Source organism: Duganella sp. GW822-FHT06D06 (assembly GCF_058799615.1).
Map to the genome: position 1 here is coordinate 499,173 of NZ_JBXALQ010000002.1, position 25,310 is coordinate 524,482.

Here is a 25,310-nt window from a genome sequence, read left to right on the forward strand (position 1 = left end):
ATCGGGCGAACGCATCAAGCCAGAGTGCATCAAGCCAAATTGAATACGCCCATCGATTCCACGTGCGAGGTGTGCGGGAACATATTGATCACGCCGGCCTTGTCGAGCACATAGCCAGCTTGGACCAGGATGCCGGCGTCGCGCGCCAGGGTCGACGGGCTGCACGAGACATAGACGATACGCTTGGGCAGCAGGTCGGCGCGGGTCTGGCTCAGGGCCACCAGCGCTTCGCTCAGCGCCATGGCGCCGTCGCGCGGCGGGTCGATCAGCATGCGGTCGAACTTGCCCAGCTCGATCAGGTGCTCGGCCGTGACCTCGAACAGGTTGCGGGTGTAGAAGGTGGTCTTGGCGGACAGGCCGTTGGCCTTGGCGTTGTCCAGCGCGCGCTCGGTGAGCGAGGTCAGGCCTTCGATGCCGACCACTTCGCGCGCCTGCGTCGCCAGCGGCAGCGTGAAGTTGCCCAGGCCGCAGAACAGGTCGGCCACGCGGTCTTCCGGCTGCACGTCCAGCAGGCGCAGGGCCTTGGCCACCAGCACGCGGTTGATGTAGTGGTTCACCTGCGTGAAATCGACCGGCTTGAACGGCATCTTGATGCCGAACTCCGGCAGCAGGTAGTACAGTTGCTGGTCCAGCGGATAAAAAGGCGCTGCCGTTTCCGGGCCCTTGGTCTGCAGCCAGAACTGGATATGGTGCTGGTCGGCGAAAGCCTTCAGCTTGACATCGTCGCCAGCGCCCAGCGGCGACATGATGCGCAGCACCAGCGCCGTCACGCCTTCGCCGATCGCCAGTTCGATTTGCGGAATCTGGTCGAACAAGGTGAGCGAACCAATCAGCGCGCGCAGCGGCAGCAGCAGGTCCGACACATGCTTGGGCAGGATCAGGCAGCTCTTGATATCGGCCACGAAGATGGTTTTCTTTTCGTTGAAGCCAACCAGCACCGTGTCCTTCTTGGCCACGTGGCGCACCGACAGGCGCGCGCGGTAGCGGTAGCCCCAGGTCGGGCCGTACATCGGACGCATCACCGACAGCGGACGCACCTTGCCGATGTGTTGCAGATTATCTTCCAGCACGCGCTGCTTGATCGCCACCTGCGCGGTCGGCTCCAGATGCTGCATCGAGCAGCCGCCGCACATCTCGAAGTGCACGCACTCCGGCTTCACGCGCATATGGGATTCGTGCAGCAGCTCGTCCATGCGCGCCATTTCCCAGTTTTTCTTCTTCTTGAACGTGGTGAATTTCACCGTCTCGCCAGGCAGGGCGCCTTCGACAAACACCACTTTACCTTGGGAGCCGTCTTCATTTTTCAGATGGCCGACGCCGCGGGCGTCCATGTCGAGCGACTTGATGAAGATTGTATTTTCTTGCATAACGTTCAATGTTGGATAGAGAATGGCTGGCGCCGGCACGCTTGTACCGGGGCCAACATGATAGCAGAAGGGAACTACAGCAGGGAATCGCGCACTACGCCGCGCGCCGCCATGGCGCGTTTCAGCTTGATCAGCGCTTCCTGCTGGATCTGGCGCACGCGCTCGCGGGTGACGCCCATTTCCTCGGCCAGCGTTTCCAAGGTGGCCGGATCGTCGTTGTCGAGGCCGAAGCGGCGCATGATGACGATGCGCTGCTTGTCGGGCAGCTTGGTCAGCCAGTCGCGCACCAGCAAGGTCATTTCGTGGTGCTCGGCGCGGGCGTCCGGGCTGTCGTCGGCGTCGCCGGGCAGCATGTCCATCAGCGACGATTGCGGATCGTTGTCCAGCGGCGCGTCGAGCGAGGTGGCGTGCTCGGACAGTGCCAGGATGTCCTGCACCTCCTCCACCGGGCGGCCGACCAGCTCGGCGATGTCCTCGGCGGTGGCGTCCTTGCCGTTGTGGTGCTGGGCTTCGAGATGGTATTTGCCGCGCAGGATCTGGTTCAGCTCGCGCACCATGTGCACCGGCAGGCGCACCGTGCGGGCCTGGTTCATGATGGCGCGCTCGATGCTCTGGCGTATCCACCAGGTGGCGTAGGTCGAAAAGCGAAAGCCGCGCTCCGGCTCGAACTTGTCGATGGCGCGCATCAGGCCGATGTTGCCCTCCTCGATCATGTCGAGCAGGACCACGCCGCGGTTGATGTAGTGCTTGGCGATCGAAACCACCAGCCGCAGGTTGTGCTCGATCATGGTCTGCCGGGCACTGAAGTCGCCGGCCTTGGCCAGCGTGGCGTAGTGCACTTCCTGCGGCGCCGTCAGCAGCGGACGGGTGCCGATCTGGTTCAGGTAGTGCTGGGTGGTGTCGGTCGACAGTTCGGCCGCCAGCACCTTTTTCAGCTCGTCGACGCTTTCCAGCACCGCGCCCGGTTCGACGGTTTCCGCCTCGCCATCCGCGGATTCGATGGCGACATCATCATTGCTCTCGTCCGGGAATTCTTCCTGGGCCGAGTCGTCGTCCATCGGGTCGTGCGGCGTCTGTGTCATGGTTCAGCTAGCGGTTAGGCAGGAATCTGGACGGGTCCACCGGTTTGCCCTGCTGCCTGATTTCAAAGTGCAGCTTGACGGAATCGGCATCCGAATCCCCCATTTCAGCAATCATTTGTCCCTTGGTCACGCTCTGGCCTTCCTTGACCACAATAGTACGATTGTGGGCGTAGGCCGACAACAAGCTATTACTGTGTTTCACAATAACGAGATTACCATATCCACGGATGCCGCTGCCGGCATACATCACTTTTCCGGCCCCGGCAGCCACGACATGCTGGCCCGCCTTGCCGGCGATATCCACACCTTTGTTCTTGCCTTCGTCGAAGGTGGCGATGACGCGCCCGTCGGACGGCCACATCCAGCTCAATTTTTCGTCGTCGACGCTGGCGCTGGCGACGGCGGCGGCCGGCGGCACGGCGGTGACGGCGGACGATGGCGCCGGGGCCGGCTTGATGCTGCCCTCGGCCTTGCCATTGCCGTTGCTGTCGGCGCGTTGCAATTCGGCCAGCGCGCTGTCCGAATACGGCTTCTTCTCGCCTTTCGGCTCGGTTTTCTTGACCACCGGCGGGGTCGGCGCCGTCTTCTCGACCGGCGGCATGACGATGGCGCCGGTCTGCACGCCGTTGGCCGCGCTATCGGGCGGCTGCACGCGCAGCACCTGGTCGACCTTGATGTCGTTCGGGTTGGCCAGGCTGTTCCAGGTCACCAGGTCGCGGTAGTTCTGGCCGTATTCCAGCGCGATGCGGATCAGCGTATCGCCTTTCTTGACGGTGTACAGGCCGCGCTCGTCGCGGGCGATCTGCGCCGTTTCGCTGGGGGTGGCGGGCTTGACTGGCGGCGGCACGGTGCGGTCGACGACCGGTGCCTGATTCGGGGTGGTGCTGCAGGCGCTCAATAATGCGAGCGCAAAGCTCATGGCGAGCAAGTTACTTTTATTTGTCATTCTCATCTTAGTCTAATGATACGGGCACGTCATATCGTGCCCGGACGCAGCGGCACGAAATGGCAGTCTTCCAGCGTGACGCTGGCCCATTCCGCCTTGCCGATGCGTGTAATTAATTCCAGGTGCTGCGCGCGGACGCCCACCGGCGCCACCAGCCGACCACCTATGGTCAGCTGTTCCAGCAGTGCTTGCGGCACTTCCAGGCCGGCCGCGGCCAGGATGATACCGTCGAACGGGGCCGCTTGCGGCAGGCCTAGCATACCATCTCCGTAGTGCAAACGCAGGTTCGGCACGCGCAGCGGCCGCAGATTGGCCTTGGCCAGCTCGTGCAGCGGCTTGATGCGCTCGATCGAATACACCTGCTGCGCCACGCAGGACAGCACCGCCGCCTGGTAGCCGCAACCGGTGCCGATCTCCAGCACGCGCTGCAAGGCACCGCCGTTGCGCATCACCTCGATCATGCGGGCGACGATGTAGGGCTGGGAGATGGTCTGGTGGTGGCCGATCGGCAGCGAGGCGTCGATGTACGCTTGCGAGGCCAGCGCCTCGTCCATGAACAGATGGCGCGGCACGCTCTCCATCGCCGCCAGCACCACCGCATCCTTGACACCCTGTTTGGCGATGCGCTGCACCATGGCGCGGCGCACCGCGTCCGACACCAGCGGATTGCCGCGCGGCGCCGGCGCCGCCACCGGCTGCGCCCGTTCCATCGCGTAGCTGTGCGACTTGGACGGCGCCGCCACCGGCCGCGGGGTGGCGTAACCGTGCTGCGGCGCCACGTGGCGGGCCGCGTTCTGGGTCGCCGTCTGCGGCGTCGCCACCGGCGCGAACACCGTCGCCTTCTTGGCCCCCTTATCGACTACCGAGGATAGCGGGAGGGGAAAGCTACGGTTCTTGTCGTTCATGCCAGGGCCTTTGCCAATGCATCAAGTTGAGTTTTGTGGGTCAGGTCGATCTGCAGCGGCGTGATCGAGGTCTGACCCCGGGCGCAGGCAAAGAAATCCGTGCCCTCGCCGGCGTCCTTGGTCGCGCCCGGCGGGCCGATCCAGAAAATTTCCCGGCCGCGCGGGTCCTGGGCCCGGATCACCGGCTCGGCCTGGTGACGCCGGCCCAGCCGCGTGGCGACCGGGATCGTCAGCTGATCGTAGGGGCGGTTCGGGATGTTGACGTTCAGCAGATACGGCGCCGGCAACGTTTCATAATAGCGCTGGATGATGTCACACGCATGACGGGCGGCGTCCTCGATATGCTCCCAGCCGTAGGCGCCCTGCGAGAAGGCGATGGCCGGGATGCCGAACAGATAACCCTCGGTGGCGGCGGCGACGGTGCCCGAGTACAGCGTGTCGTCGCCCATGTTCGGGCCGTTGTTGATACCGGACACCACCAGGTCGGGCTTGTAGTCCAGCATGCCGGTCAGCGCCACGTGGACGCAGTCGGTCGGCGTGCCGTTGACAAAATAGAAGCCATTGGCCGCCCGCTGCACCGACAGCGGCCGGTCCAGCGACAGCGAATTGGATGCGCCGGAGCGGTTGCTGTCCGGCGCCACGACCACGATGTCGGCGATGGACGCCAGGGCTTCCGCCAACGCGTTGATGCCCGGCGCCAGGTAGCCGTCGTCATTACTGATCAGGATTCTCATACGGAGATTTTACCTGAAGCAACGGCCCGACTGCGCGTACCTGCGGCCTCCAAACCAGATAAATTTGCACTAGCGCGACGGCGGCCGGGAAGCGGACAAATGGCCGTCCAAAGCCAGCAACTCTTCGGCCGCGCGGGTCCACAGATCGCTGGCGCCGGCCCGGTCGCGCGGCTGCGGCGGGCGCGACAGGGCGGCTTCGTAATCGGCCGCGGCGGCGTCCTGATGCAGTTCCGGCACCAGCACCGGCTCGCCGATCCGGTCGCCGACCGGTCCGCCCAGTTGCACCTGCACGTCCGCCAGCTGGGCGCGCGCCTTGCGGGTGTCCGGGTGATCCGGCCCCAGGCGCCGGATCTGGGCCTGCAGCACGGCCTCGAACAGGCTGCTGGCGGCGTCCAGCTCTTGCATCCGCAGCAAGGTGCAGCCCAGCGCGGTCTTGCTGCGCAGCGTGTCGACATGTTCGGCGCCCAGCAGGCGCTTGCGCGCCGCCAGCACCTGCTCCTGCGCGATGCGGGCGTGTTCGGTGTCGCCGCGCCGGAACAGCATGTCGGCCCGGCTGGCCTTGCAGGCCAGGGTCAGCAGGTGCTCCGAGCCGAGCAGGCGCAGATAGGCGTCCAGCACCGCGTCCAGCATGGCCAGCGCTTCGGGCGCGCGGCCCTGCTCGGCCAGCGTGGCCGCCAGGTTGGCGCGCGCCGCCAGCGTATCGAGGTGCTCCCGCCCCAGCAGGCGCTCGCGCGCTTCGACGATGCATTCCTCCAGGAACTGGGCGTCGTCCAGCAGGCCCTGCATGCGCAGCACGCCGGCCAGATTGCTCTTGCTGGCCAGCGTGTCCGGATGGTCTTCGCCCAGGCCGCGCTGGCGCAGGCTCATGCTTTCCTCGAAACAGGTCAGCGCCTGCCGCGGCCGCCCCTCCCGACGATAGAGTTCGCCCAGTAGATTGAGATCGCGCGCCAGCGGTTGCGACAACGCCCGCACGCCGCCCTCCTCCAGCGCCCGGCGCGCATCGGCTATCGAGGCCAGCAGGTGAATTTCGCGGCTCGATTGCCATGGGAAATAGCCGCCGGCCAGCCAGTCGAGGAAGGCTTCGAAGGTGCGCGTCAGCGAGAAACGGTCGCCGCCCTGGTCCATGCGCACCGCCAGCTGCTCGCCGTAGGCGAAGGTCCGGGTCTGTTGCAGCTGGACTTCGTCGAAATAGCTGTCCAGCGACATCTGCGACATGCCGTAACTAGAACTGAGCAACTGCTCAAAGATGGGCTGGTAACCCAGTATGCGCTGCTGCTGGTCGCCGCGCCGCCATTGCGCGCGCTGCGCGCTGTCGCCCATTTCGATGCGCGATGGCAGAGGATAGACCAATAATGGCCGCTGTTCGTCTTCGTGGCTGCGGCGGTAGGCGGTCGCGCGGGTGACCAGCGCCTGCACGCCCTCCAGGCTTTGGCGGTTGGGCGTGAACACCACCACCAGCTTGCGCGGCAGCAAGGTCGTGCAGATGCCGGCGCTGTCGGTGCGGCCGGTGCGGGAATCGACCAGCACGTAGCGGAAATGCCGCGCCAGATTGTCGGCAAAGCAGCGGAACAAGGCCGGGCAGCTATTGAACAGCTCGTCCCAGTGCATCGCCGCCAGCCGTTCGCCGTAACTGTCGTCGAAGCGGCCGGCGCGCATCAGGTACAGCTGGCTGCTCTGGTCGACCCGGCTGACATATTGTTCCCAGCCGACGGCGGCCAGCACCTCGCGCGCCAGCTCCTCCTCGTCCAGCAGGACCGCGCCCTTGCGTCGGCGCATCAGTTGCTCGCGGCAAGCTTCGAACAGTTCCAGCACCCCCGGCCCCTCGTCGTGGTGGTCGAAATAATGGTGCAGGCCCGGCGCTTCCAGGTCCCAATCGATCATCAATACCGGCGTGGTGGCGTTTTGTTGTCGCGCCAACAACACTGCGATATTGGACAGGGCCATGGTGCGCCCCGTCCCGCCCTTGTAGGAATAGAAAGTGACGACTTCGCCGGTTCCAGTCAACGGCGGCAGCGACAAGGCAGTGATGTCCATGGCAAACCTTTAGCGTGGGAAGTGTGGAGGAGGATGTGCACGCCATTCAGGCGGGATCTCCGGCATGACAAAACGACCACAGTCATGCCCCGGCGGCGTGCATCGTTTTAGGTAGTGGTAATGCTCGGCAATGCGCAAAACTATCCTTTCTATATCCGGCAGGAATTCAGGATTGGTTTTCAAATCGCCGCTGGCCAGCGTGTAACGGGAAAAATCGACATACATGCCCGGCCCGGAAATTTGCGGCGGCAAACCGTCCGGGTGGCGGGTCATGATGACGGGGATGATCAGGTGGCTGGGCAGCGGATACCACTGCTTGCGCTCACTCTCGATTAGTTGCATTGCCGCAAACTCGCGGCGGGTGTAGGCATGGGCTTCGTACTTCGGTGTATAAATAACAATCATGCAAGCGCTCTCACACATGGCGCGCGCGATCTTCTGATCGAGGTCGTCGCCGCCGCCGAGTTGCTCGCTATCAACAAAGAGTTCGTTCTCGTTGTCGAAGTGCGGCTCCAGGTAGCACTTGAGCGCTTCGACCAGGTCGTTCTTGAACTTGCTCATGTACGCGTGCTGGCCGTGTGCATAACTGAAAAAACAGCCGTGACGGATAGTCATGACATCCTCCGTTGCTGCCCTACAGCGGTGCAGCGTTTAACCAACTCTAACAATCGGCCCGGCAGACACTTTGCGCGAACGCAAACGTGCGGCAGGCCGAACTTTGCGCAACCCGGTGGCGGATTCAGGTATCATAAAAAACTAACGACCGTTCTATTTTTAAACCAAGGAGACCACCATGAAAGCTGTCGTATGTCAAAGCTGGGGATTGCCGGACACCCTCACCGTCCAGGAATTGCCCGATCCGCAAGCCGGTCCGGGACAGGTCGTGATCGATGTCAAAGCGGCCGGCGTCAACTTTCCGGACGTACTCATCATCCAGGGCAAGTATCAATTCAAGCCGGAACTGCCCTTCGTTCCAGGCAGCGAAGTGGCGGGCGTGGTGCGCTCGGTTGCTGACGATGTGACAACTTTCAAGCCGGGCGACCAGGTCATCGCCTTCACTCCCACCGGTGGTTTCGGGCAACAATTGCTGGCGTCCGCACAAGCCCTGGCGCCCATGCCGCCAGGCATGGATTTCGAGACGGCGGCGGCCATCACGCTCACCTACGGCACCTCGCATCATGCGGTGGTGGACCGGGCCGCGCTAAAAGCTGGCGAGACCATGCTAGTACTTGGCGCGGCTGGCGGTGTGGGGCTGGCTGCGATCGAGATCGGCAAAGCGCTTGGAGCCCGCATCATTGCTTGCGCTTCGACCGATGAGAAGCTGGAAGTGTGCAAAGCGCATGGCGCGGACGTGCTGATCAACTACAGCAAGGAAGATTTGCGCGAGGCGATCAAGGCGGCGACCGCCGGCAAGGGTCCGGACGTGATTTACGACCCGGTCGGCGGCGAATATGCGGAGCCGGCATTCCGCTCGATCGCGTGGCGCGGGCGTTATCTGGTGGTGGGATTCGCCAACGGCGAGATTCCGAAATTGCCGCTCAATTTGACCTTGCTCAAAGGTGCGTCACTGGTCGGCGTGTTCTGGGGCGAGTTCGTCAAACGCGAGCCCAAGGCCAACCTGGCCGGCATGCGTCAGTTGATGGGATGGTTGCAGGAGGGGAAGATCAAGCCGCATATTTCGGGCCGCTACACGCTGGAGCAGACGGCGCAGGCGCTGAACGATATGGCGGCCAGGAAGGTCACGGGCAAGGTGGTGATCTTGCCGGGTTGATAAGCTTGCCGCGCCGGCGGCGCCAGCGCAACGCTGTCGCCGGCGACGCGGCAGCCGCCTCTATTGATACCGGAAGTTACTGATCGGAATTCTTGTTCTTGAAAAACTCGATCACTTCCGCCTGTTCGCGGGTGCGTTTGAAGGACGGCAAACTCTGCCAGATCCGCTTGCCGTACGGCTTGGAAATCACCCGCGGATCGCACAACATCAGCACGCCGCGATCGCCTTCGTCGCGTATCAAACGACCGGCACCTTGCTTCAGGTTAATAATCGCCTCCGGCAAAGTGTGGTGCATGAAGCCGTTTTTGCCCTGTTTTTCCATCACTTCGATGCGCGCGGCCAGCACCGGATCGTCCGGCGGAGCGAATGGAAGCTTGTCGATAATCACTAAAGACAGCGCATCGCCGCGCACATCGACGCCCTCCCAGAAGCTTTGCGAGCCGATCAACACGCCATTTCCCGCCTTGCGGAACTGATCCAGCAGCTCGGTGCGGCCCTTGTCGCCCTGGACAAACAGCGGATACGGCAGGCCGCGCTGCTCGAATTCGTCGCGCAAGCGCTCGGCGGCGCGCTTGACGGCGCGCAAAGTCGTGCACAAAAGGAAGGTTTTTCCGCCCGCCGCTTCGATAATCGGCAGCGCGTGATCCAGCACGGCATCGGTATAACCCAGGGAATTCGGGTCCGGCAAGCCTTGCGGCACGTACAAAATCCCCTGCTGCTCGTAATTAAACGGGCTCGGCCAGGTCTTCGACGGCTCGCCGTCCAGCCCCATTTGCTCGGAAAAATGACTGAAATCATTCTTCACGGCCAAGGTCGCGGAGGTGAAAATCCAGCTGCGCGGCACGCCTTCGCGCTGGCCGTTGAAGATCGGCGCGATCGACAAAGGCGTCTTATGCAGCTGCAGGGACGAGGCGTAAGCCTCGACCCAGAACACCGCCTCGGCGCCTTTTTCAACCCGCGCCTTGGGGTCGAACTTCCAATCTTTTAATTTTTGCGCCAGTTCCAGGCCGCGCTGGCGGCATTGCTCCAGCGTTTCCGCGCGGGCGGCCTGGGTTTCCAGCACCGCCAGCATGCCGTCCAGCTCATCCTTGAGCGTCTGCAAAGCCGGGAAAAAGTCGCTCGACGGCGCGATTTGCGGCAGCGACAAACGAACGATATCTTGCGGGAAAGTCAGGCGCAGGTCGCGCGCGGCCTTCTCCACCACCGTGACGACCTTGCCCCAGTCGGCGCCGTCGCGGGCGTTGGACAAGCCTTCGGCCAGCACATCGCGGCACAATTCCAGCACTTGCGAGGTGGAAAACGTGTCGCCGAAGAACAAGGTGGCGGTGTCCGGCAGCTGGTGCGCCTCATCGAAGATCACGGTGTTGGCGGAAGGCAGCAACTCGGCGATGCCGGAATCCTTCAGCGCCACGTCGGCGAAGAACAGGTGGTGGTTGACCACCACCACATCGGCCTGCTGGGCCTCCTTGCGCGCCTTCATGACGAAGCAATCCTGGTAATACTGGCACTCGGCGCCCATGCAATTGTCGCGGGTCGAGGTCACCAGGTTCCAGATCAGCGCGTTTTCCGGCACCCGGGCCAGCTCGGCCTTGTCGCCGGAGCTGGTCATCTTCAGGAAGCGCGAGATTTCGCGCAGGTGGCCGACGTCGTCGCGCGAGGTCATGCGGCCGTTCTGCAGCGTGCGTTCCAGGTGGTAATGGCAGACGTAGTTCGAGCGTCCCTTGAGCAGCGCCACCGAGACCGGCGCCTGCAAGGCGGCGCGCACGGTCGGGATGTCGCGCAGGAACAACTGATCCTGCAAGTTCTTGGTACCGGTGGAAACGATGGTCTTGCCGCCCCACAGCAGCGCCGGCACCAGATAGGCGAAGGTCTTGCCCGTGCCGGTGCCGGCCTCGGCGATCAACGTGGTTTGGTTGGCGATGGCGTCAGCCACCGCCTTGGCCATCTCGGTCTGCGAGCGGCGCGGACGGTACTCGCCCACAGCCGGACCCAACGGCCCGCCGGCGCCAAACAGGCGTTCGACCTCGGCGTCATGTTTTCCGGGGGGCTGGTCGGGCGTGGCGCCGACTACGGCGGGGATGGTGTCGGCGGGCGTGGGAAGGTGGTCGGTCAAGGTAAACTTAGTTGTGGCGCTGAGCCGGACTCAGGCCGGAACGTCGGGCACTAATTGCATTTTCAGCAGAGTGATATGGTCTTTCAATTGCAGCTTGCGCTTTTTGAGGCGGCGCAATTGCAGCTGGTCGTGATGGCCGTCCAGCGTGAGCAGGTCGATGACCGCGTCCAAATCGCGGTGTTCGACGTCGAGTTCTATCAGACGACGATGGATATCTTGTACATCAGTCATAATTCTCAGTCTTTACCCACACAAATAGTTTCACTGGAACAACAGGCATGTTGCATACAAGCTGCGACACGGTGCATAGTTTAATCTACGGCGCGCTTGCCGCCAACATAATGATCGCACGGCAGTGTTTAGGATACAGTGTTGCATATGAGCGCATACAAAATAGAAGCAGGTACTGCCCAGCATATCGGAAACCGGCCCCAGCAAAACGACCGGGTGGCCCTGTTCACGGCCGCCCGCGCTCCCGGCTACGTGATGGCGGTGCTAGCCGACGGCAACACCAGCGCCATCGGCTCGGACCAGGTGCTGTTGACCAGCAAGCATTTGTTCGACGACATGCGCGTCGGCGACACGCCCAGCATTCCGCGCCTGCAAGAATTACTGCGCGCCATCGCCGAGGAAGCGCACCAGGTCATCAAGATGAATCCCATCGCCCAGACCGCCGAGCCGCAAAGCGCGCTGGCGCTGATGATACTCACGCCGGCCGGCCAGGCGGTGTGGGCCCATGTCGGCGATGCCCGGGTCTACCGCTTTGAAGGCGAAACCTGCGCCATGCGCAGCAACGACGGCGCCTACATCGAGCATCTGGTCAAACAGGACAATCTGCCGCTGGAAGCCGCCAGGCGCCACCGCAGTTCCAAGCTGCTCAACAACGCGCTGGGCAACAGCTTCAAATCGCCCTACGTCACGGCCGGCTACCACGACGGCTTGCAGGCGGGCGACGCATTCCTGCTGTGCTCGGACGGACTCTGGCTACTCTTCAAGGAAACAGAGCTGGCGGCGGCCGTCGCCCGCAACACCCCGCGCCAGGCGGCCGAACGCCTGATCAGCAAGGCCGGCGAACGGGCCCAGGGCAAGGGCGACAATTGCTCGATGGCCATCATCAAGCTGGTCGAGCCGCCCAAGGAAATTCCCAACTACACCATCGAGAAAATGCGCCGCGCGGTCTGAGGCGCGGCGCCGGTCCGGCTGGCGCTTACTGCTTCCTGGCCGCGGCCGCGGCTGCGGCGGCCTCGGCGGCTGCGGCCTTCTTCTTCTCGGACGCCTCATGCGCGGCGCGCTTGGCCTCGTTTTCGGCCTTCTTCCTGGCCACTTGGGCCTGGCGTTTTTCCGATTCGGCTTGTTTCTGCGCGAACGCGGCGACGTTGGCGGCGCGTTTGCCGGCACCGGCCGCATCCTGCGCTGCCTGAAGCTTGACCTTGGCCGCATGCTCGGCTTCGCGGTCCACCACTTTGCCGGCGTTCGGCGCCGGGCGCGGCGTGTCATTGACGAGCTTGGCTTCCTTCGGCGGCTGGGCGGCGCGCAGCGCCTCCTCTTCCGCATCCTTGCGGGCGCGCTCGGCCAGGTCGGCGTCGCGCTTCTCGACGGAGTCGGCGCGCTTGAAATGCTCGGCCTCCACCTCGGTGGCGCGCAGCTTGAACAACGCGGCGCGGCGTTTTTCCTTGGCCTGGTCCAGGCAGTAATTGACGAAGAACTTGGTGTAGCACACGCTCTCGCTGGCGGCGAATTCGTCGTGGACCACGGCACGCTCCCTGGCCACTTGCGCCAGCGTGGCGTCGGCCTGCTCGACCGAATGCGTCGGCGCGCGCGGCGCGGCGGTCTGGGCTTGCACCGGTGCGGCCAACGCCGCCAGCGCCGCCAGCGCGGCGACCGCAATCATCTCGCCCAGCGGTTTCAAACTTGGTCTCATATTTTTATCCTGTTGCATCACGCCAGCGCGCCGGCCGCGGCGCGCTGCTCTTTATCCATGTACTCGCGCGATTGCATCTCGACGATGCGCGAAACCGTGCGGTGAAATTCGTTGGCCAGCGTGCCGTTGGTGTACAGCTCTTCCGGCTCCACCTCGGCCGACATCAGCAGCTTGACGCCCTGGTCGTAGAACACGTCGATCAGCCAGGTGAAGCGCCGCGCCTCCGACGACATCGCGGCCGACATCATCGGAATCCCGGACAATATCACGGTATGGAAGCGGCTGGCGATTTCCAGGTAATCGTTCTGCGAGCGGGGGCCGCCGCACAGGGTGTTGAAGTCGAACCAGATGATGGTGCCGGCGCGGCGCAGCGCGCGGATTTCGCGCGCCTCGATGCGCACCACCGGATCTTCGTCGGCGGTTTCGGCGATGCGGGCGTAGGCCTCGCGCAGCGCCTCGTCGGTGTGGGCGTTGAGCGGCGTCAGGTAGGAGTCGACCTGCTCCAGCGCGCGGCCGCGGTAGTCGACGCCGGCGTCGATGTTCATCACGTCCAGCTTGTCGTACAGCAGCTGGATGGTCGGCAGGATGCGGTCGCGGTGCAGGCCGTCCGGGTACAGCAGTTTCGGATCGTAGTTGGAGGTCATGATGAAGGACACGCCGTTGTCGAACAGCGCGCTCAACAGGTTGTACATGATCATGGCGTCGGCCACGTCCGAGATGTGGAATTCGTCGAAACAGATCAAACGGTATTTCTTGGCGATGCGCTTGGCCACTTCGTCCAGCGGATTGGCGACGCCGGTCAGCTCGTCGAGCTGGCGGTGCACGCCGCGCATGAACTCGTGGAAGTGCAGGCGCGTCTTGCGCACCAGCGGCACCACCGAATAAAAGCTGTCCATCAGGAAGGACTTGCCGCGCCCCACCCCACCCCACATGTAGACGCCTTTCGGCACGCCGGGACGATTGATCAGCCGCTTGAAGGTGCTGGAACGCTGGCCCTTGTAGGCCACCCATTCGTCATAGCACAGCTGCAGGCGGTCGACCGCGCGCCGCTGGGCGGCGTCGGCCTTGAAATTGCGCTCTTGCAGCGCATGCTGATAAAACTCTTCGACGTTCATGTGTTCGATTCTTTGTGGCGGCGCGCAAATAAAAACGGGCGGACCGCAGTCCGCCCGCAGTCCGCTTAGGGGTGCTGCTTAGAAGTTCAGCGTGCGCTTGTCGATCGCCAGCGCAGCTTCTTTGGTCGCTTCCGACAGCGACGGGTGTGCGTGGCAGATGCGCGCGATGTCTTCAGCCGAAGCCTTGAACTCCATCGCCACCACCGCTTCGGAGATCAGCTCGGAAGCCATCGGTCCGATGATGTGCACGCCGAGGATTTCGTCGGTGGTCGCATCGGCCAGGAACTTGACCATGCCCGAGGTGTCGCCCAGCGCGCGTGCGCGGCCGTTCGCCAGGAATGGGAAGGTGCCGGCCTTGTATGCCACGCCGTCCGCCTTCAGCTGCTGCTCGGTGCGGCCTACCCAGGCGATTTCCGGCGAGGTGTAGATGACCCAAGGGATGGTGTTGAAGTTGGTGTGGCCGTGCTGGCCAGCCATGCGCTCGGCCACGGCAACGCCTTCTTCTTCCGCCTTGTGCGCCAGCATCGGGCCGCGTACCACGTCGCCCACCGCCCATACGCCCGGCAGGTTGGTCTTGCAGTCGTCGTCGACGGCCACGAAGCCGCGCTCGTCGAGCTTCAGGCCGACCTTGTCGGCGGCCAGGCCGTCGGTGTTCGGGGTGCGGCCGATCGAGATGATCAGTTTGTCGAACACGGCGCTCTGCGCTTCGCCCTTGGCGTTTTCGTAGGCCACGGTGACGTTGTTGGCGCCCTTGGTGATGGTGCCGATCTTGCAGCCCAGGTTGATGTTAAGGCCTTGCTTGCCGAACAGCTTGCCGGCTTCCTTGGCGATCTGCTCATCGACCGCGCCCAGGAATACAGGCAGGCCTTCCAGCACGGTCACTTCGGAACCCAGGCGACGCCATACGGAACCCATTTCCAGGCCGATCACGCCGGCGCCGATCACGCCCAGCTTGGCGGGCACGCCTTCGATGGCCAGTGCGCCGGTGTTCGACAGGATCAGTTTTTCATCGAACTCTGCGCCTGGCAGGGCACGCGCGTTGGAGCCGGTGGCGATGATCACTTGCTTGGCGTTGATGGTCTCGTTGGCGGGCGCGGAGATCGTCAGCGGATAGCCGTCGGCGGTGGCGGCGCCGGCGAACGCTGCGCGGCCGTGGAAGAAGGTGACCTTGTTTTTCTTGAACAGGAACAGGATGCCGTCGTTGTTTTGCTTCACAACGGTGTTCTTGCGCTTCAGCATTTGCGGCAGGTTCAGCGACAGGCCGGCGACATCGATGCCGTGTTCCTTGAACGCGTGACCGGCGTGCTCGAAGTGCTCCGACGATTGCAGCAGCGCCTTCGACGGGATGCAGCCAACGTTGGTGCAAGTGCCGCCCGGGGCCGGGCCGCCCTTTTCATTGGCCCATGCGTCGACGCAAGCGACCGAGAAACCCAGTTGCGCTGCGCGGATCGCCGCGATGTAACCGCCAGGACCGGCGCCGATGACTACTACGTCAAATTGTTTACTCATTTTTTATTTTCCAATCAGTTCTCTTCTGGTACGAAAATCCATAGCAGAATGTAGATGGCGAGTCCGAAGCCAAAGGTCAGTACGAACAGGACGAACAACAGGCGCCAGATCCAGGCTTCGACGCCGGTGATCAGGCCCAGCCCGCCGCACACGCCACCGAGCCAGCGGTCGGTTTTCGAGCGGCGCAAACGGGTGATGTCGTTGGAGATGCCGGAAGAGGCTTCCTTGTCCAGCAGGCGGGCTTTGGCAGCGGCGAACTCTTCGTCCGACAGCGCGCCAGCCTGGTGCAATTCGTGCAAACGTTTGATTTCTTCAGATACGCTCATTGATGACCCTCTGAGAATTCCCCCGGCCCGGGCGGGCCTGGGGGATGCGGCGAAATTACAGGTCCAGCAGCAGGCGTGCCGGATCTTCCAGCGCTTCTTTCATGGCGACCAGGCCCAGTACGGCTTCGCGGCCGTCGATGATGCGGTGGTCGTAGGACATCGCCAGGTAGTTCATCGGACGGATCACGATCTGGCCGTTTTCAACCACGGCGCGGTCCTTGGTCGCGTGCACGCCCAGGATGGCCGATTGTGGCGGGTTGATGATCGGGGTCGACAGCATGGAGCCGAAGGTGCCGCCGTTCGAGATCGAGAAGGTGCCGCCGGTCAGGTCGTCCAGGGTCAGCTTGCCTTCCTTGGCCTTGACGCCGAATTCACCGATTTTCTTTTCGATGTCGGCGATCGACATCTGGTCGGCGTTGCGCAGGATAGGCACGACCAGGCCGCGTGGCGAACCGACCGCGATACCGATGTCGAAGTAGCCGTGGTAGACGATGTCGTTGCCGTCGACCGAGGCGTTGATGATCGGGTATTTCTTCAGCGCTGCCACAGCGGCCTTGACGAAGAAGGACATGAAGCCCAGCTTGACGCCGTGCTCTTTCTCGAACTTGTCTTTGTACTTGTTGCGCAGTTCCATGACCGGCGCCATGTTCACTTCGTTGAACGTGGTCAGGATGGCGTTGGTCGATTGCGATTGAATCAGACGCTCGGCGATACGTGCGCGCAGGCGGCTCATCGGCACGCGCTCTTCCGGACGTGCGCCCAGGCTGGCGACGGTAGGAGCGGCGACTTGTTGCAAGGCCGGCTTGGCGGCGGCCGGCGCCAGCGCGGCAACGGCCGGGGTCGCTGGAGCGGAAGCGGCCAGGGCGTCGCCCTTGGTCACGCGGCCGTCTTTGCCCGAACCGGCGACATCGCCAGCGCTCAGGCCTTTTTCCGACAGGATCTTGGCGGCGGCAGGCATGGCCACGTCGCCTTTGGAACCGCCGGTTGCGGCAGCGGCTGCTGGTGCTGCGGCAGGTGCTGCTGCTGGAGCGGCTGCTGCTGGAGCTGCTGCTGCGGCGACGCCGTCGGTGTCGATAACAGCGATCAGTTCGTCGGCAACCACGGTGCTGCCGTCGCCCTTGATGATCTTGATCAGAACGCCGGCGGCTGGCGCAGGCAGTTCCAGGACTACTTTATCGGTTTCGATGTCAATCAGGTTTTCGTCGCGAGCGACTGCGTCGCCGACTTTTTTATGCCAGGTCAGCATGGTTGCTTCTGCTACCGATTCCGACAGCTGGGGGACTTTGACTTCGATTTGTGCCATGTAAAACTCCGTATATTTTATTGTTGCGGCGCCCCGCCGCGTAGCAGCAGGGCGCTCCGTCGAGTAAGTGCGATTATTTGGTCAGGATAAAACCCTTGAGCTTCGAGAACGCCGTCTCCAGCAAGTCTTTTTGCTGGGCGTAGTGCTTGTCGTAGTAACCGACAGCCGGCGATGCCGACGCTGGGCGGCCGGCGTATGCCAGGCGTTGACCTGCGTCCATGCTCTCGAAGATGTTGTGCTGAATCTGGAACCATGGGCCCTGATTCTGCGGCTCGTCCTGCGCCCACACCACTTCCGCCAGGTTCGGGAACTTCTTCAGTTCGGCAGCGAACGATTTGTGCGGGAACGGATACAGCTGTTCAACGCGGATGATGGCGGTATCGGTCTGGCCACGGGTCTTGCGTGCGTTGACCAGGTCGTAGTAGACCTTGCCCGAGCAGGCGACCACGCGCTTGACTTTCTTGGCGTCGATTTTCTCGTCGACTTCGCCGATCACGGTCTGGAACGCGCCTTTGGCCAGTTCGGTCAGCGCCGAACCTGCGTCCTTGTTGCGCAGCAGCGACTTAGGCGTCAGGATCACCAGCGGCTTGCGGAACTGACGCACCATCTGGCGACGCAGCACGTGGAAGATCTGCGCTGCGGTGGTCGGCTGCACCACTTGCATATTGTTGTCGGCGCACAGCTGCAGGAAACGCTCTGGACGCGCGGACGAGTGCTCAGGACCCTGGCCTTCGTAACCGTGCGGCAGCATCATGACCAGGCCCGAAGCGCGGCCCCACTTCACTTCGCCGGAGCTGATGAACTGGTCGATGACCACTTGCGCGCCGTTGACGAAGTCGCCGAACTGGGCTTCCCAGATCGTCAGCGTGTTTGGTTCGGCGGTCGAGTAGCCGTATTCGAAGCCCAGTACCGCCTCTTCGGACAGCACGGAGTCGATCACGGTGAACGGCGCCTGGCCTTCGGCGATGTTCTGCAGCGGCACGTAGGTGCCTGCATCCCAACGCTCGCGGTTCTGGTCGTGCAGCACGGCGTGACGGTGCACGAAGGTGCCGCGGCCGGCGTCCTGGCCGGTCAGGCGCACTGCGTAACCGGAAGCGACCAGCGACGCGTAGGCCAGGTGTTCGCCCATGCCCCAGTCCAGGTTCAGTTCGCCCTTGCCCATGTTGGCGCGGTCGCCCAGAACTTTCTCGACCAGCGAGTGGACTTTGAAGTTTTCCGGCACGGTGGTGATGCGGGTGGCCAGACGCTTCAGTTCGGTCATCGGCACGGCGGTGTCGGCCGAGTCGGTCCATTTGCGGTTCAGGAACGGCAGCCAGTCGACCGCGTACTTGTTCTTGAAGTTGGAGATCACTGGATCGACGGTGTGTTTGCCGGCGTCCATCGCATCGCGGAAGGCCGCTTGCATCTGCTCGCCGCCATCGGCTGCGATCACGGTCTGCGCCACCAGCTTGTCCGCGTACAGCTTGCGGGTGCCTGGGTGCTGGCCGATTTTCTTGTACATCAGCGGCTGGGTCAGCGCTGGCGTATCTTGTTCGTTGTGGCCCAGTTTGCGGTAGCAGATGATGTCGACAACGATATCTTTCTGGAACTGCAGACGGTAATCCATGGCGATCTGCGAAGCCAATACTACGGCTTCAGGATCGTCGGCGTTCACGTGCAGCACCGGTGCTTCGATCATCTTGACGACGTCCGAGCAGTAGATGGTCGAGCGCGCATCGCGCGGGTCGGACGTGGTGAAGCCGATCTGGTTGTTGATGACGATGTGCACCGTGCCGCCCGTGCCGTAGCCGCGGGTCTGCGCCAGGTTCAGGGTTTCCATCACAACGCCCTGGCCGGCGAATGCCGCATCGCCGTGCACCAGGATAGGCAGCACTTGCTTGCCCAGGGTGTCGCCGCGACGGTCCATACGCGCCTTGACCGAACCTTCAACCACAGGGTTGACGATTTCCAGGTGCGACGGGTTGAACGCCAGCGACAGGTGGACCGGACCGCCGCCGGTCGAGATGTCCGACGAGAAGCCCTGGTGGTATTTGACGTCGCCGGCCGGCAGGTCGTCGCCGTGCTTGCCTTCGAATTCTTCGAACAGTTCCTTGGGCGACTTGCCCAGGGTGTTGACCAGCACGTTCAGGCGGCCGCGGTGGGCCATGCCGATAACGATCTCCTGCACGCCTTTTTCGCCGGCGCGCTGAATGATTTCGTCGATCGAGGCGATGAAGGTTTCGCCGCCTTCCAGCGAGAATCGTTTTTGACCCACATACTTGGTGTGCAGGTAGCGCTCCAGGCCTTCGGCCGCGGTCAGGCGTTCCAGGATGTGTTTTTTCTTCTCAGGCGTGAAGCTCGGGGTCGAACGGATCGATTCCAGGCGTTCCTGCAACCAGCGCTTTTCGGCCGGATCGGAGATGTACATGTACTCTGCGCCGATCGAACGGGTGTAGGTGTCGCGCAGGAAGTTCAGCAGGTCGCGCAGGGTCGCGGTCTCAGGGCCGAAGTAGGTGTTGCTGATGTTGAATACGGTGTCCATGTCCGCATCGCTGAAGCCGTAGAAGGTCGGGTCCAGCTCAGGAATCGATGGACGTTCCTGGCGTTGCAGCGGATCCAGGTTGGCCCAGCGGGAACCCAGGTAGCGGTAGGCGGCGATCAGCTGGGTCGCGGCGACGCGCTTGCGGCCCATTTCGGCGTCGGCGGAGGCAACTACGGTGCGGATCGGGCCGGCTTTCGCGCGTTCGGCGAAGGAGGCGATGACCGAAGCGTGGGCGACGTCCGGCTTATTGGAACCGTCGACGGCCGGCACGTGCTGCATGGCGTCGAAGTAGGCGCGCCAGTTGTCTGGCACGGAACCTGGGTTGTTGAGGTACGCCTCGTACAGTTCTTCGACGTACGGTGCGTTCCCACCAAACAGGTAGGAATTGGACGTATATTGTTGCATCATCTTGCTCACCTTTCTTCGCGCTTCGCGAGGAATTAGCGGGTTAATCTAACCTTCCGCGACACGGCCTGACCGGTTAGCGGATTGCACATCAAGTTGTGGGGAAGGGCTATAGTTCTTCAGGTCTTACAAAATCGGTCATTCAGGATAGCACCGGTATTGTATCCCAACAACCAATTGTGCGACAAAAAGCGTAACAAATGTTTCCGTATTAATTTTCACATAAGCCGCATGGCTGCGCGGTTCAGACGCAATGTTTCCATATTTTTAACGGCTTTTGGGGCCGGTCGTGAAGGTTGTAGAATAGCGCTTTTCGATCCCGCCCGCCCTCCATGCACACCTTAGAGCAGTTACGCGCCGGACAACTGGCTGGCGTCCAGCGCCTGCAAATGTCCTGCGGCCTGACCGAGTTCCCCCGCGAGATATTCGACCTGGCCGACACGCTGGAGATCCTGGATTTGTCGGGTAACGCCCTGTCCTCGCTGCCGGACGACCTGCCGCGCCTGCGCAAGCTGCGCGTCGTTTTCTGCTCCGCCAACCAGTTCACGACGCTGCCGGCGGTGCTGGGCGCCTGCCCTGCTTTGACGATGATAGGCTTCAAAAGCAACCAGATCAGCGAAGTTCCGGCCGCCGCGCTGCCGCCGGACCTGCGCTGGCTGATCCTGACCGACAACCGGGTCGGGGAGCTGCCGGCCGCCATCGGCCAGTGCGGCCAGCTGCAAAAGCTGATGCTGGCGGGGAACCGGCTGAGCGCCCTGCCGGCCGAATTGGCCGCCTGCTCGCGGCTGGAACTGCTGCGCATCGCCGCCAACCGGCTGACCGAACTGCCGGCCTGGCTGCTCGACATGCCGCGCCTGTCCTGGCTGGCTTACGCCGGCAATCCCTTCTGCGAGGCGGACGAACTGGCGGCTGAAACCGGCGCCGGCATTGCCGGTATCGCGTGGGATCGCTTGCAATTCCAGCAGAAGCTGGGCGAAGGTGCATCCGGCGTGATCCACCAAGCCGCGCTGCGGCAGGCCGACGGCGAACGGGCCGTGGCCGTCAAGATGTTCAAAGGCGCCGTCACCAGCGACGGTTTGCCGCGTAGCGAGATGACGGCCTGCGTCAGCTCGGGCCAGCATCCCAACCTGATTCCCGTGCTTGGCGAAGTGCACGATCACCCGGAAGGCGCAAAAGGCTGCGTGATGCCGCTGATCGATCCCGGCTTCGGCAACCTGGCCGGTCCGCCCAGCCTGGACAGCTGCACCCGCGACACCTACCCGGACGGCAAGCGTTTCAGCCCGGCGGAGTTGTTCGGCATTGCAGGCGGCATCGCCTCGGCTGCGCGCCACTTGCACGAGCGCGGCATCATGCATGGCGACCTGTACGGCCACAACATCCTGCATTGCGACCAGGGCCGCAGCCTGTTGGGCGACTTCGGCGCGGCCTCGCTGTTCGCGCCGGACGGGCCGCACGCGGCGGGCTTGCAACGACTGGAAGTACGGGCCTTCGGCCATTTGCTCGATGAGTTGATGGCGCGTTGCGAGCTGCCGGCCGCGCAGCAAGCGGCGCTGGCGGCGCTACAAGCGGCTTGCGTTCAAACCGATCCCGCCATCCGGCCGTCGCTGGCGGATGTGGAGCAGCGGATCCTCGCGCTCCGCGTTTAACGGGGCGCCGCGTGGCCCAGCCAGGCCGGATCGCGGGCAAACCAGTCCAGCAGGAAGTCCAACATCGCCCGCAGCGCCGGCGACATGTGCTGGCGCGAGGTGTAGATGCCGTAGATGCCCATTTGTTGCGGCGCGTAGTCCGGCAGCAGCGCCACCAGCCGGCCGTCGGCGATTAGCGGCGCGGCGCTGTACAAGGGTTGCAGCGCGATGCCGGCGCCCTCCCCGGCCGCCTTCAGCAAAATCAAATCCTCATTGGCCGACAGGTTGCCGCTGACCGGCACCGACACCGCCTCGCCATCGCGGTTCGTGAACTGCCACAGGCTCTTGCCGAAATAGGTATAGGTCAGACAGTTGTGCACGGCCAGATCCTCGGCCCGCAGCGGCGTGCCGCGCTCGGCCAGGTAGGTCGGCGCCGCGCACACCACCGAATCGCACCAGCCCAGCTGGCGCGCGATCAGGTTGGGCTCGAGCGCGTTGGTGATGCGCAGCGCCAGGTCGATGCGCTGCTCGACCAGGTTGACGGCGCGGTTATTCATTTGCAGATCGACCGCCGTGCGCGGATAGCGCTTCAGGAACGCCGTGACGGCGATCGCCAGCGCGGCCTGCGCCAGCGATTGCGAACTGGTGATGCGCAGCAGGCCTTGCGGCGTGTCGGCGTCGGCGCCGCTGCCCACTTCCATCGCCTCGGCCAGTTCCAGCATGCGGCGGCAGCGCGCCAGCGTGAGGTCGCCGGCGTCGGTCAGGCTCAGGCGGCGCGTGCTCCGGTGCAGCAGGCGGGCGCCGGCCCACTCCTCCATCTCGGCCAGATAGCGCGTGACCATGGCGCGCGACATGTCCAGCGCCTCGGCCGCCGCGATCATGCTGCCGCGCTCGGCGATGCTGACGAAAACCTGCGCTGCCGTGATCCTGTCCATCGATTCGTCCGATTTATGCAATTAACAGGTGCAGATTACCCTATTTTTCTATCGGATAAAGAAATTTAAGATGGCGTCACTCCAACTTCACACGAAAGACCATCATGATCAAGCAAAGCCTGTTGTCCGCCGCCCTCGCCGCCACCGTTGCCGGCGCCACCGCCGCGCCGCTGACCCTGGAAGTGTTCAATCCGGGCGAAGCCGCGATCTTCCCGGTCGCCTCGGTGATCGTCAGCGGCGCCAGGGATGCGGTGCTGATCGACGCCCAGTTCTCGCGCGGCGAAGCGCTCAAGCTGGTCGAGCAGATCCGCGCCGGCGGCAAGCACCTGACCACGGTCTACGTCAGCCACAGCGACCCGGACTTCTACTTCGGCCTGGACGTGATCCACGCCGCCTTCCCGGACGCGAAAATCGTCGCCACGCCGCAAACCATCGCCGGTATCGAGAAGAAGAAGGATGCCAAGGTGGTGTTCTGGGGTCCTATCCTGAAAGACAACGCGCCGAAGAGCATCATCGTGCCGCAGCCGCTGCAGGGCGACACCATCAAATTGGAAGGCCAGTCGCTGAAAATCGAAGGCCTGAAGGGCGCGACACCGGAACGCAGCTTCGTGTGGATTCCATCGATCAAGGCGGTGGTGGGCGGCGTGGTGCTGTTCAACGAGCTGCACGTGTGGACCGCCGATACGCAAACGGCTGAGTCGCGCAAGCAGTGGCTGGCGACCTTGGACGGCGTCGCGGCGCTGAAGCCGGCCACCATCGTACCCGGCCACTTCAAGCAAGGCGCGGCGCTGACGCCGGACAGCATCGCCTTCACCCGCGACTATCTGGTGCGCTTCGAAGCGGAGACCGCCAAGGCCGCCAACTCGGCCGCGCTGATCGCCCGCATGAAGGAGCTGTATCCGAACGCCGGCCTGAACGGCGCGCTGGACACCAGCGCCAAGGTGGCCAAGGGTGAAATGAAGTGGTGATGTAAAAAGCGCGGTAGAACTAGACAAATGCATCTAGATATTTTATTCTAGATGCATTGCCCCGCATTCCAACATCATCATGACCACAGCGCCACCGAAGCCCACCCCGTCCGAACTGGAAATGCTGCGCCTGTTATGGCAAAGCGGGCCGGCGACCGCCAAGCAGGTGCACCAGGCGGCGATGGAGGCGCGTCCCGAGATGAACTACGCGACGGTGCTGCGGCTGCTGCAAGTGATGCACACCAAAGGCCTGCTGACCCGCGACGAGAGCCAGCGCGCCCACGTCTACGCGCCGGCGCAGGAGCAGGATTCGCTGCAAACCAATCTGCTGAAAGAGCTGATCCAGAAGGCCTTCTCCGGCTCGGGCAAGGCGCTGGTGCTGGCCGCGCTGCGCGGCGGCCATGTCAGCAAGAAGGAACGCGAGGAAATCCAGGCGTTGCTGGATCAGGAGAAATAGGACCTATCACTGTCCAAGATCGCCGGTCCGCCGACCACGCCGTTTGTCTTGGGCTATCACCTGCGGCGTTCGTCGCTCTTTGGAATGCGTCGGTAGACTAAAATTTAGTATCTGCGCTTCAGCGCTACTATCGGAAAGCATAAGTTTGCGGGTGCGCGCCACAACCATTTCGCGCATGAAAACCTTAACCTCGGCAGACGAAGCACCGGATGTTTTCATCAATTTCAACACGCTCTCACATACCAACATATGTGCAAGCAAGACTTCAGCGCGCAACTTCTCGTTGCGCAAGCGCTCAGCGTCGCGCCGTTCATCCAGGAACACGAGAGCAGCAATACAACGATAGAAATAGCGACCAATTGGTCGTAGACCAGCTATCGAGCTGACTACTTTACGGCCGAGAGCTAGCCAGGACGCATCCATGATTAAAGGCTTTTTTGCAGTTCCCTATCGTTTGGACTCGACCGCAGAAACTCCTCTCGAAGCAAACCCACGACTTCTTGGTTCGTCACCTTCCCCAAAAGCTCCCCCGTCGTCGGGACGCCGTCAAGGCAATCGAGTTCAATCCCAAGCCGTATAGCGACTTGCTCCAATAAGCGAATAAAGAGCATGTCGGTTTCAGCGGCATTCAGGCCGGCGATGGGCGGAAGCTTGCCGGCAGAGGCGTCTTCGGGCAACGACTCAGCTGACCTTCTCGCTTTTTCGATCAGTTCTTCCAATTGACCTGTCGACGAGGTATCCATGATGCCGCCTTCCTCAGTGGGATCAAAAATAGTTAGACTCACGGCGCCAAAACAAGTTCAACTACAATGAGAGCCCTTTCATCAGAGCCTTACTCATGATCAGCCGCTTCAACCACTGGCCCGAGCGCCCACACCCCGTCATGGCCGTCATGCTCGCGTTGGCGATTTGCGCGGTGCCCATCCTGCTGCCGCATTTCCGCTTGCAGGATTTGCTGGCCAATCTGTTCGCCTACTTCGCTTGCTGCATCGTGGTCTACCCGGTTGCGGCGCTGCTGCGCCGCCGGGTCACCAAGCTGCCGTCGATCTGGGCGATCGCCATGGTGCTGTTGCTGGGCGTTTGCCTGTATCACACCAACATCATCGCGGATACCGCCAACCTGCCTTGGCCGCTGCGCCAGCAAGTCGTCATCGACAAGTTCCTGTTCAACCTGCCGCAGGCGACGCTGGGCGTGATCGTCTGGTGGCTGCTGGTGGTGCGGCCCGACCGGTGCAATCCGCCGGCCGAATCGGACTGACGATGTGCCGCGGGC

24 protein-coding genes are annotated in these 25,310 nt (G+C 63.0%); 6 read left to right on the forward strand and 18 right to left on the reverse strand.

The window, feature by feature from the left end; all coding sequences use genetic code 11:
• Positions 1-29 precede the first annotated feature (29 nt).
• The 7 genes from rlmD to AC1RMD_RS05475 form a co-directional block, all read right to left on the reverse strand.
• Positions 30-1,367, reverse strand: coding sequence for a 23S rRNA (uracil(1939)-C(5))-methyltransferase RlmD (gene rlmD / locus AC1RMD_RS05445; protein WP_492924386.1), 1,338 nt, complete (start codon positions 1,365-1,367; stop codon positions 30-32).
• A 74-nt stretch (positions 1,368-1,441) separates the two neighbouring features.
• Positions 1,442-2,449 (reverse strand): RNA polymerase sigma factor RpoS, encoded by a 1,008-nt coding sequence (rpoS, locus tag AC1RMD_RS05450; RefSeq protein WP_492924388.1) that lies wholly within the window; start codon positions 2,447-2,449, stop codon positions 1,442-1,444.
• A gap of 7 nt (positions 2,450-2,456) precedes the next feature.
• Complete coding sequence (locus AC1RMD_RS05455; RefSeq protein WP_492924390.1) at positions 2,457-3,395, reverse strand: peptidoglycan DD-metalloendopeptidase family protein; 939 nt, start codon at positions 3,393-3,395, stop codon at positions 2,457-2,459.
• Positions 3,396-3,424: 29 nt separating this feature from the next.
• Entirely contained in the window at positions 3,425-4,300 is an 876-nt protein-coding gene (locus AC1RMD_RS05460) for a protein-L-isoaspartate(D-aspartate) O-methyltransferase (RefSeq protein ID WP_492924392.1), read from the reverse strand.
• Positions 4,297-5,034: a 5'/3'-nucleotidase SurE gene (gene surE, locus AC1RMD_RS05465; RefSeq protein WP_492924394.1), complete on the reverse strand. Its 738-nt coding sequence runs from the start codon at positions 5,032-5,034 to the stop codon at positions 4,297-4,299. Before surE ends, AC1RMD_RS05460 begins: the two co-directional genes overlap by 4 nt.
• 69 nt (positions 5,035-5,103) lie before the next feature.
• On the reverse strand, positions 5,104-7,068 hold the full coding sequence (locus AC1RMD_RS05470) for a tetratricopeptide repeat protein (protein WP_492924396.1): 1,965 nt from the start codon (positions 7,066-7,068) through the stop codon (positions 5,104-5,106).
• Between the two features lie 9 nt (positions 7,069-7,077).
• Positions 7,078-7,683: a toll/interleukin-1 receptor domain-containing protein gene (locus AC1RMD_RS05475; protein ID WP_492924398.1), complete on the reverse strand. Its 606-nt coding sequence runs from the start codon at positions 7,681-7,683 to the stop codon at positions 7,078-7,080.
• A gap of 178 nt (positions 7,684-7,861) precedes the next feature.
• Here AC1RMD_RS05475 and AC1RMD_RS05480 point away from each other — a divergent pair, with 178 nt between their 5' ends.
• On the forward strand, positions 7,862-8,839 hold the full coding sequence (locus AC1RMD_RS05480) for an NADPH:quinone oxidoreductase family protein (protein ID WP_492924400.1): 978 nt from the start codon (positions 7,862-7,864) through the stop codon (positions 8,837-8,839).
• Positions 8,840-8,915: 76 nt separating this feature from the next.
• Here the strand turns inward: AC1RMD_RS05480 and yoaA are convergent, their stop codons facing one another.
• Together yoaA and AC1RMD_RS05490 are read right to left on the reverse strand one after the other, a co-directional pair.
• Positions 8,916-10,952, reverse strand: a complete 2,037-nt coding sequence (gene yoaA, locus AC1RMD_RS05485) for a DNA repair helicase YoaA (RefSeq protein ID WP_492924402.1) — start codon at positions 10,950-10,952, stop codon at positions 8,916-8,918.
• 30 nt (positions 10,953-10,982) lie between these two features.
• Positions 10,983-11,183, reverse strand: coding sequence for a YdcH family protein (locus AC1RMD_RS05490; RefSeq protein ID WP_492924404.1), 201 nt, complete (start codon positions 11,181-11,183; stop codon positions 10,983-10,985).
• Positions 11,184-11,330: 147 nt separating this feature from the next.
• On the opposite strand from AC1RMD_RS05490, the gene AC1RMD_RS05495 reads away from it, so the two are divergent.
• Positions 11,331-12,134, forward strand: a complete 804-nt coding sequence (locus AC1RMD_RS05495) for a PP2C family protein-serine/threonine phosphatase (RefSeq protein WP_492924406.1) — start codon at positions 11,331-11,333, stop codon at positions 12,132-12,134.
• A gap of 25 nt (positions 12,135-12,159) precedes the next feature.
• On the opposite strand, the gene AC1RMD_RS05500 is transcribed toward AC1RMD_RS05495, so the two are convergent.
• The 6 genes from AC1RMD_RS05500 to AC1RMD_RS05525 all read right to left on the reverse strand — a co-directional run bounded on the left by AC1RMD_RS05500 (position 12,160) and on the right by AC1RMD_RS05525 (position 20,055).
• Positions 12,160-12,873 (reverse strand): hypothetical protein, encoded by a 714-nt coding sequence (locus AC1RMD_RS05500; protein ID WP_492924408.1) that lies wholly within the window; start codon positions 12,871-12,873, stop codon positions 12,160-12,162.
• Positions 12,874-12,890: 17 nt separating this feature from the next.
• Entirely contained in the window at positions 12,891-13,988 is a 1,098-nt protein-coding gene (zapE, locus tag AC1RMD_RS05505) for a cell division protein ZapE (protein WP_217945379.1), read from the reverse strand.
• 78 nt (positions 13,989-14,066) lie between these two features.
• Positions 14,067-15,497, reverse strand: a complete 1,431-nt coding sequence (gene lpdA / locus AC1RMD_RS05510; protein ID WP_492924411.1) for a dihydrolipoyl dehydrogenase — start codon at positions 15,495-15,497, stop codon at positions 14,067-14,069.
• Positions 15,498-15,511: 14 nt separating this feature from the next.
• A complete protein-coding gene (locus AC1RMD_RS05515; protein ID WP_492924413.1) occupies positions 15,512-15,823 on the reverse strand; it encodes a PspC domain-containing protein in 312 nt (103 codons plus the stop codon).
• Between the two features lie 55 nt (positions 15,824-15,878).
• Entirely contained in the window at positions 15,879-17,126 is a 1,248-nt protein-coding gene (gene odhB, locus AC1RMD_RS05520) for a 2-oxoglutarate dehydrogenase complex dihydrolipoyllysine-residue succinyltransferase (protein WP_492924415.1), read from the reverse strand.
• A gap of 73 nt (positions 17,127-17,199) precedes the next feature.
• Positions 17,200-20,055 carry a 2-oxoglutarate dehydrogenase E1 component gene (locus AC1RMD_RS05525; RefSeq protein WP_492924417.1) on the reverse strand — a complete coding sequence of 952 codons (2,856 nt, stop codon included), beginning with the start codon at positions 20,053-20,055 and terminating at the stop codon, positions 17,200-17,202.
• A 329-nt stretch (positions 20,056-20,384) separates the two neighbouring features.
• Here AC1RMD_RS05525 and AC1RMD_RS05530 point away from each other — a divergent pair, with 329 nt between their 5' ends.
• Positions 20,385-21,698 carry a leucine-rich repeat-containing protein kinase family protein gene (locus tag AC1RMD_RS05530; RefSeq protein WP_492924419.1) on the forward strand — a complete coding sequence of 438 codons (1,314 nt, stop codon included), beginning with the start codon at positions 20,385-20,387 and terminating at the stop codon, positions 21,696-21,698.
• Here AC1RMD_RS05530 and AC1RMD_RS05535 read toward each other — a convergent pair.
• Positions 21,695-22,612 (reverse strand): LysR family transcriptional regulator, encoded by a 918-nt coding sequence (locus tag AC1RMD_RS05535; protein ID WP_492924421.1) that lies wholly within the window; start codon positions 22,610-22,612, stop codon positions 21,695-21,697. The two genes, AC1RMD_RS05530 and AC1RMD_RS05535, sit on opposite strands and share 4 nt — an antisense overlap.
• 104 nt (positions 22,613-22,716) lie before the next feature.
• Between AC1RMD_RS05535 and AC1RMD_RS05540 the strand changes: the two genes are divergently transcribed.
• Both AC1RMD_RS05540 and AC1RMD_RS05545 read left to right on the forward strand, forming a co-directional pair.
• Positions 22,717-23,580: an MBL fold metallo-hydrolase gene (locus AC1RMD_RS05540; RefSeq protein WP_492924423.1), complete on the forward strand. Its 864-nt coding sequence runs from the start codon at positions 22,717-22,719 to the stop codon at positions 23,578-23,580.
• Between the two features lie 79 nt (positions 23,581-23,659).
• A complete protein-coding gene (locus AC1RMD_RS05545; RefSeq protein WP_492924425.1) occupies positions 23,660-24,037 on the forward strand; it encodes a BlaI/MecI/CopY family transcriptional regulator in 378 nt (125 codons plus the stop codon).
• Between the two features lie 6 nt (positions 24,038-24,043).
• Here the strand turns inward: AC1RMD_RS05545 and AC1RMD_RS05550 are convergent, their stop codons facing one another.
• Complete coding sequence (locus AC1RMD_RS05550; protein ID WP_492924427.1) at positions 24,044-24,460, reverse strand: hypothetical protein; 417 nt, start codon at positions 24,458-24,460, stop codon at positions 24,044-24,046.
• Between the two features lie 2 nt (positions 24,461-24,462).
• On the reverse strand, positions 24,463-24,780 hold the full coding sequence (locus AC1RMD_RS05555) for a hypothetical protein (protein ID WP_492924429.1): 318 nt from the start codon (positions 24,778-24,780) through the stop codon (positions 24,463-24,465).
• A 95-nt stretch (positions 24,781-24,875) separates the two neighbouring features.
• Here AC1RMD_RS05555 and AC1RMD_RS05560 point away from each other — a divergent pair, with 95 nt between their 5' ends.
• The gene (locus tag AC1RMD_RS05560; protein WP_492924431.1) at positions 24,876-25,295 is read left to right on the forward strand and encodes a hypothetical protein; all 420 of its coding nucleotides are present in this window, start codon (positions 24,876-24,878) and stop codon (positions 25,293-25,295) included.
• Positions 25,296-25,310 lie beyond the last annotated feature (15 nt).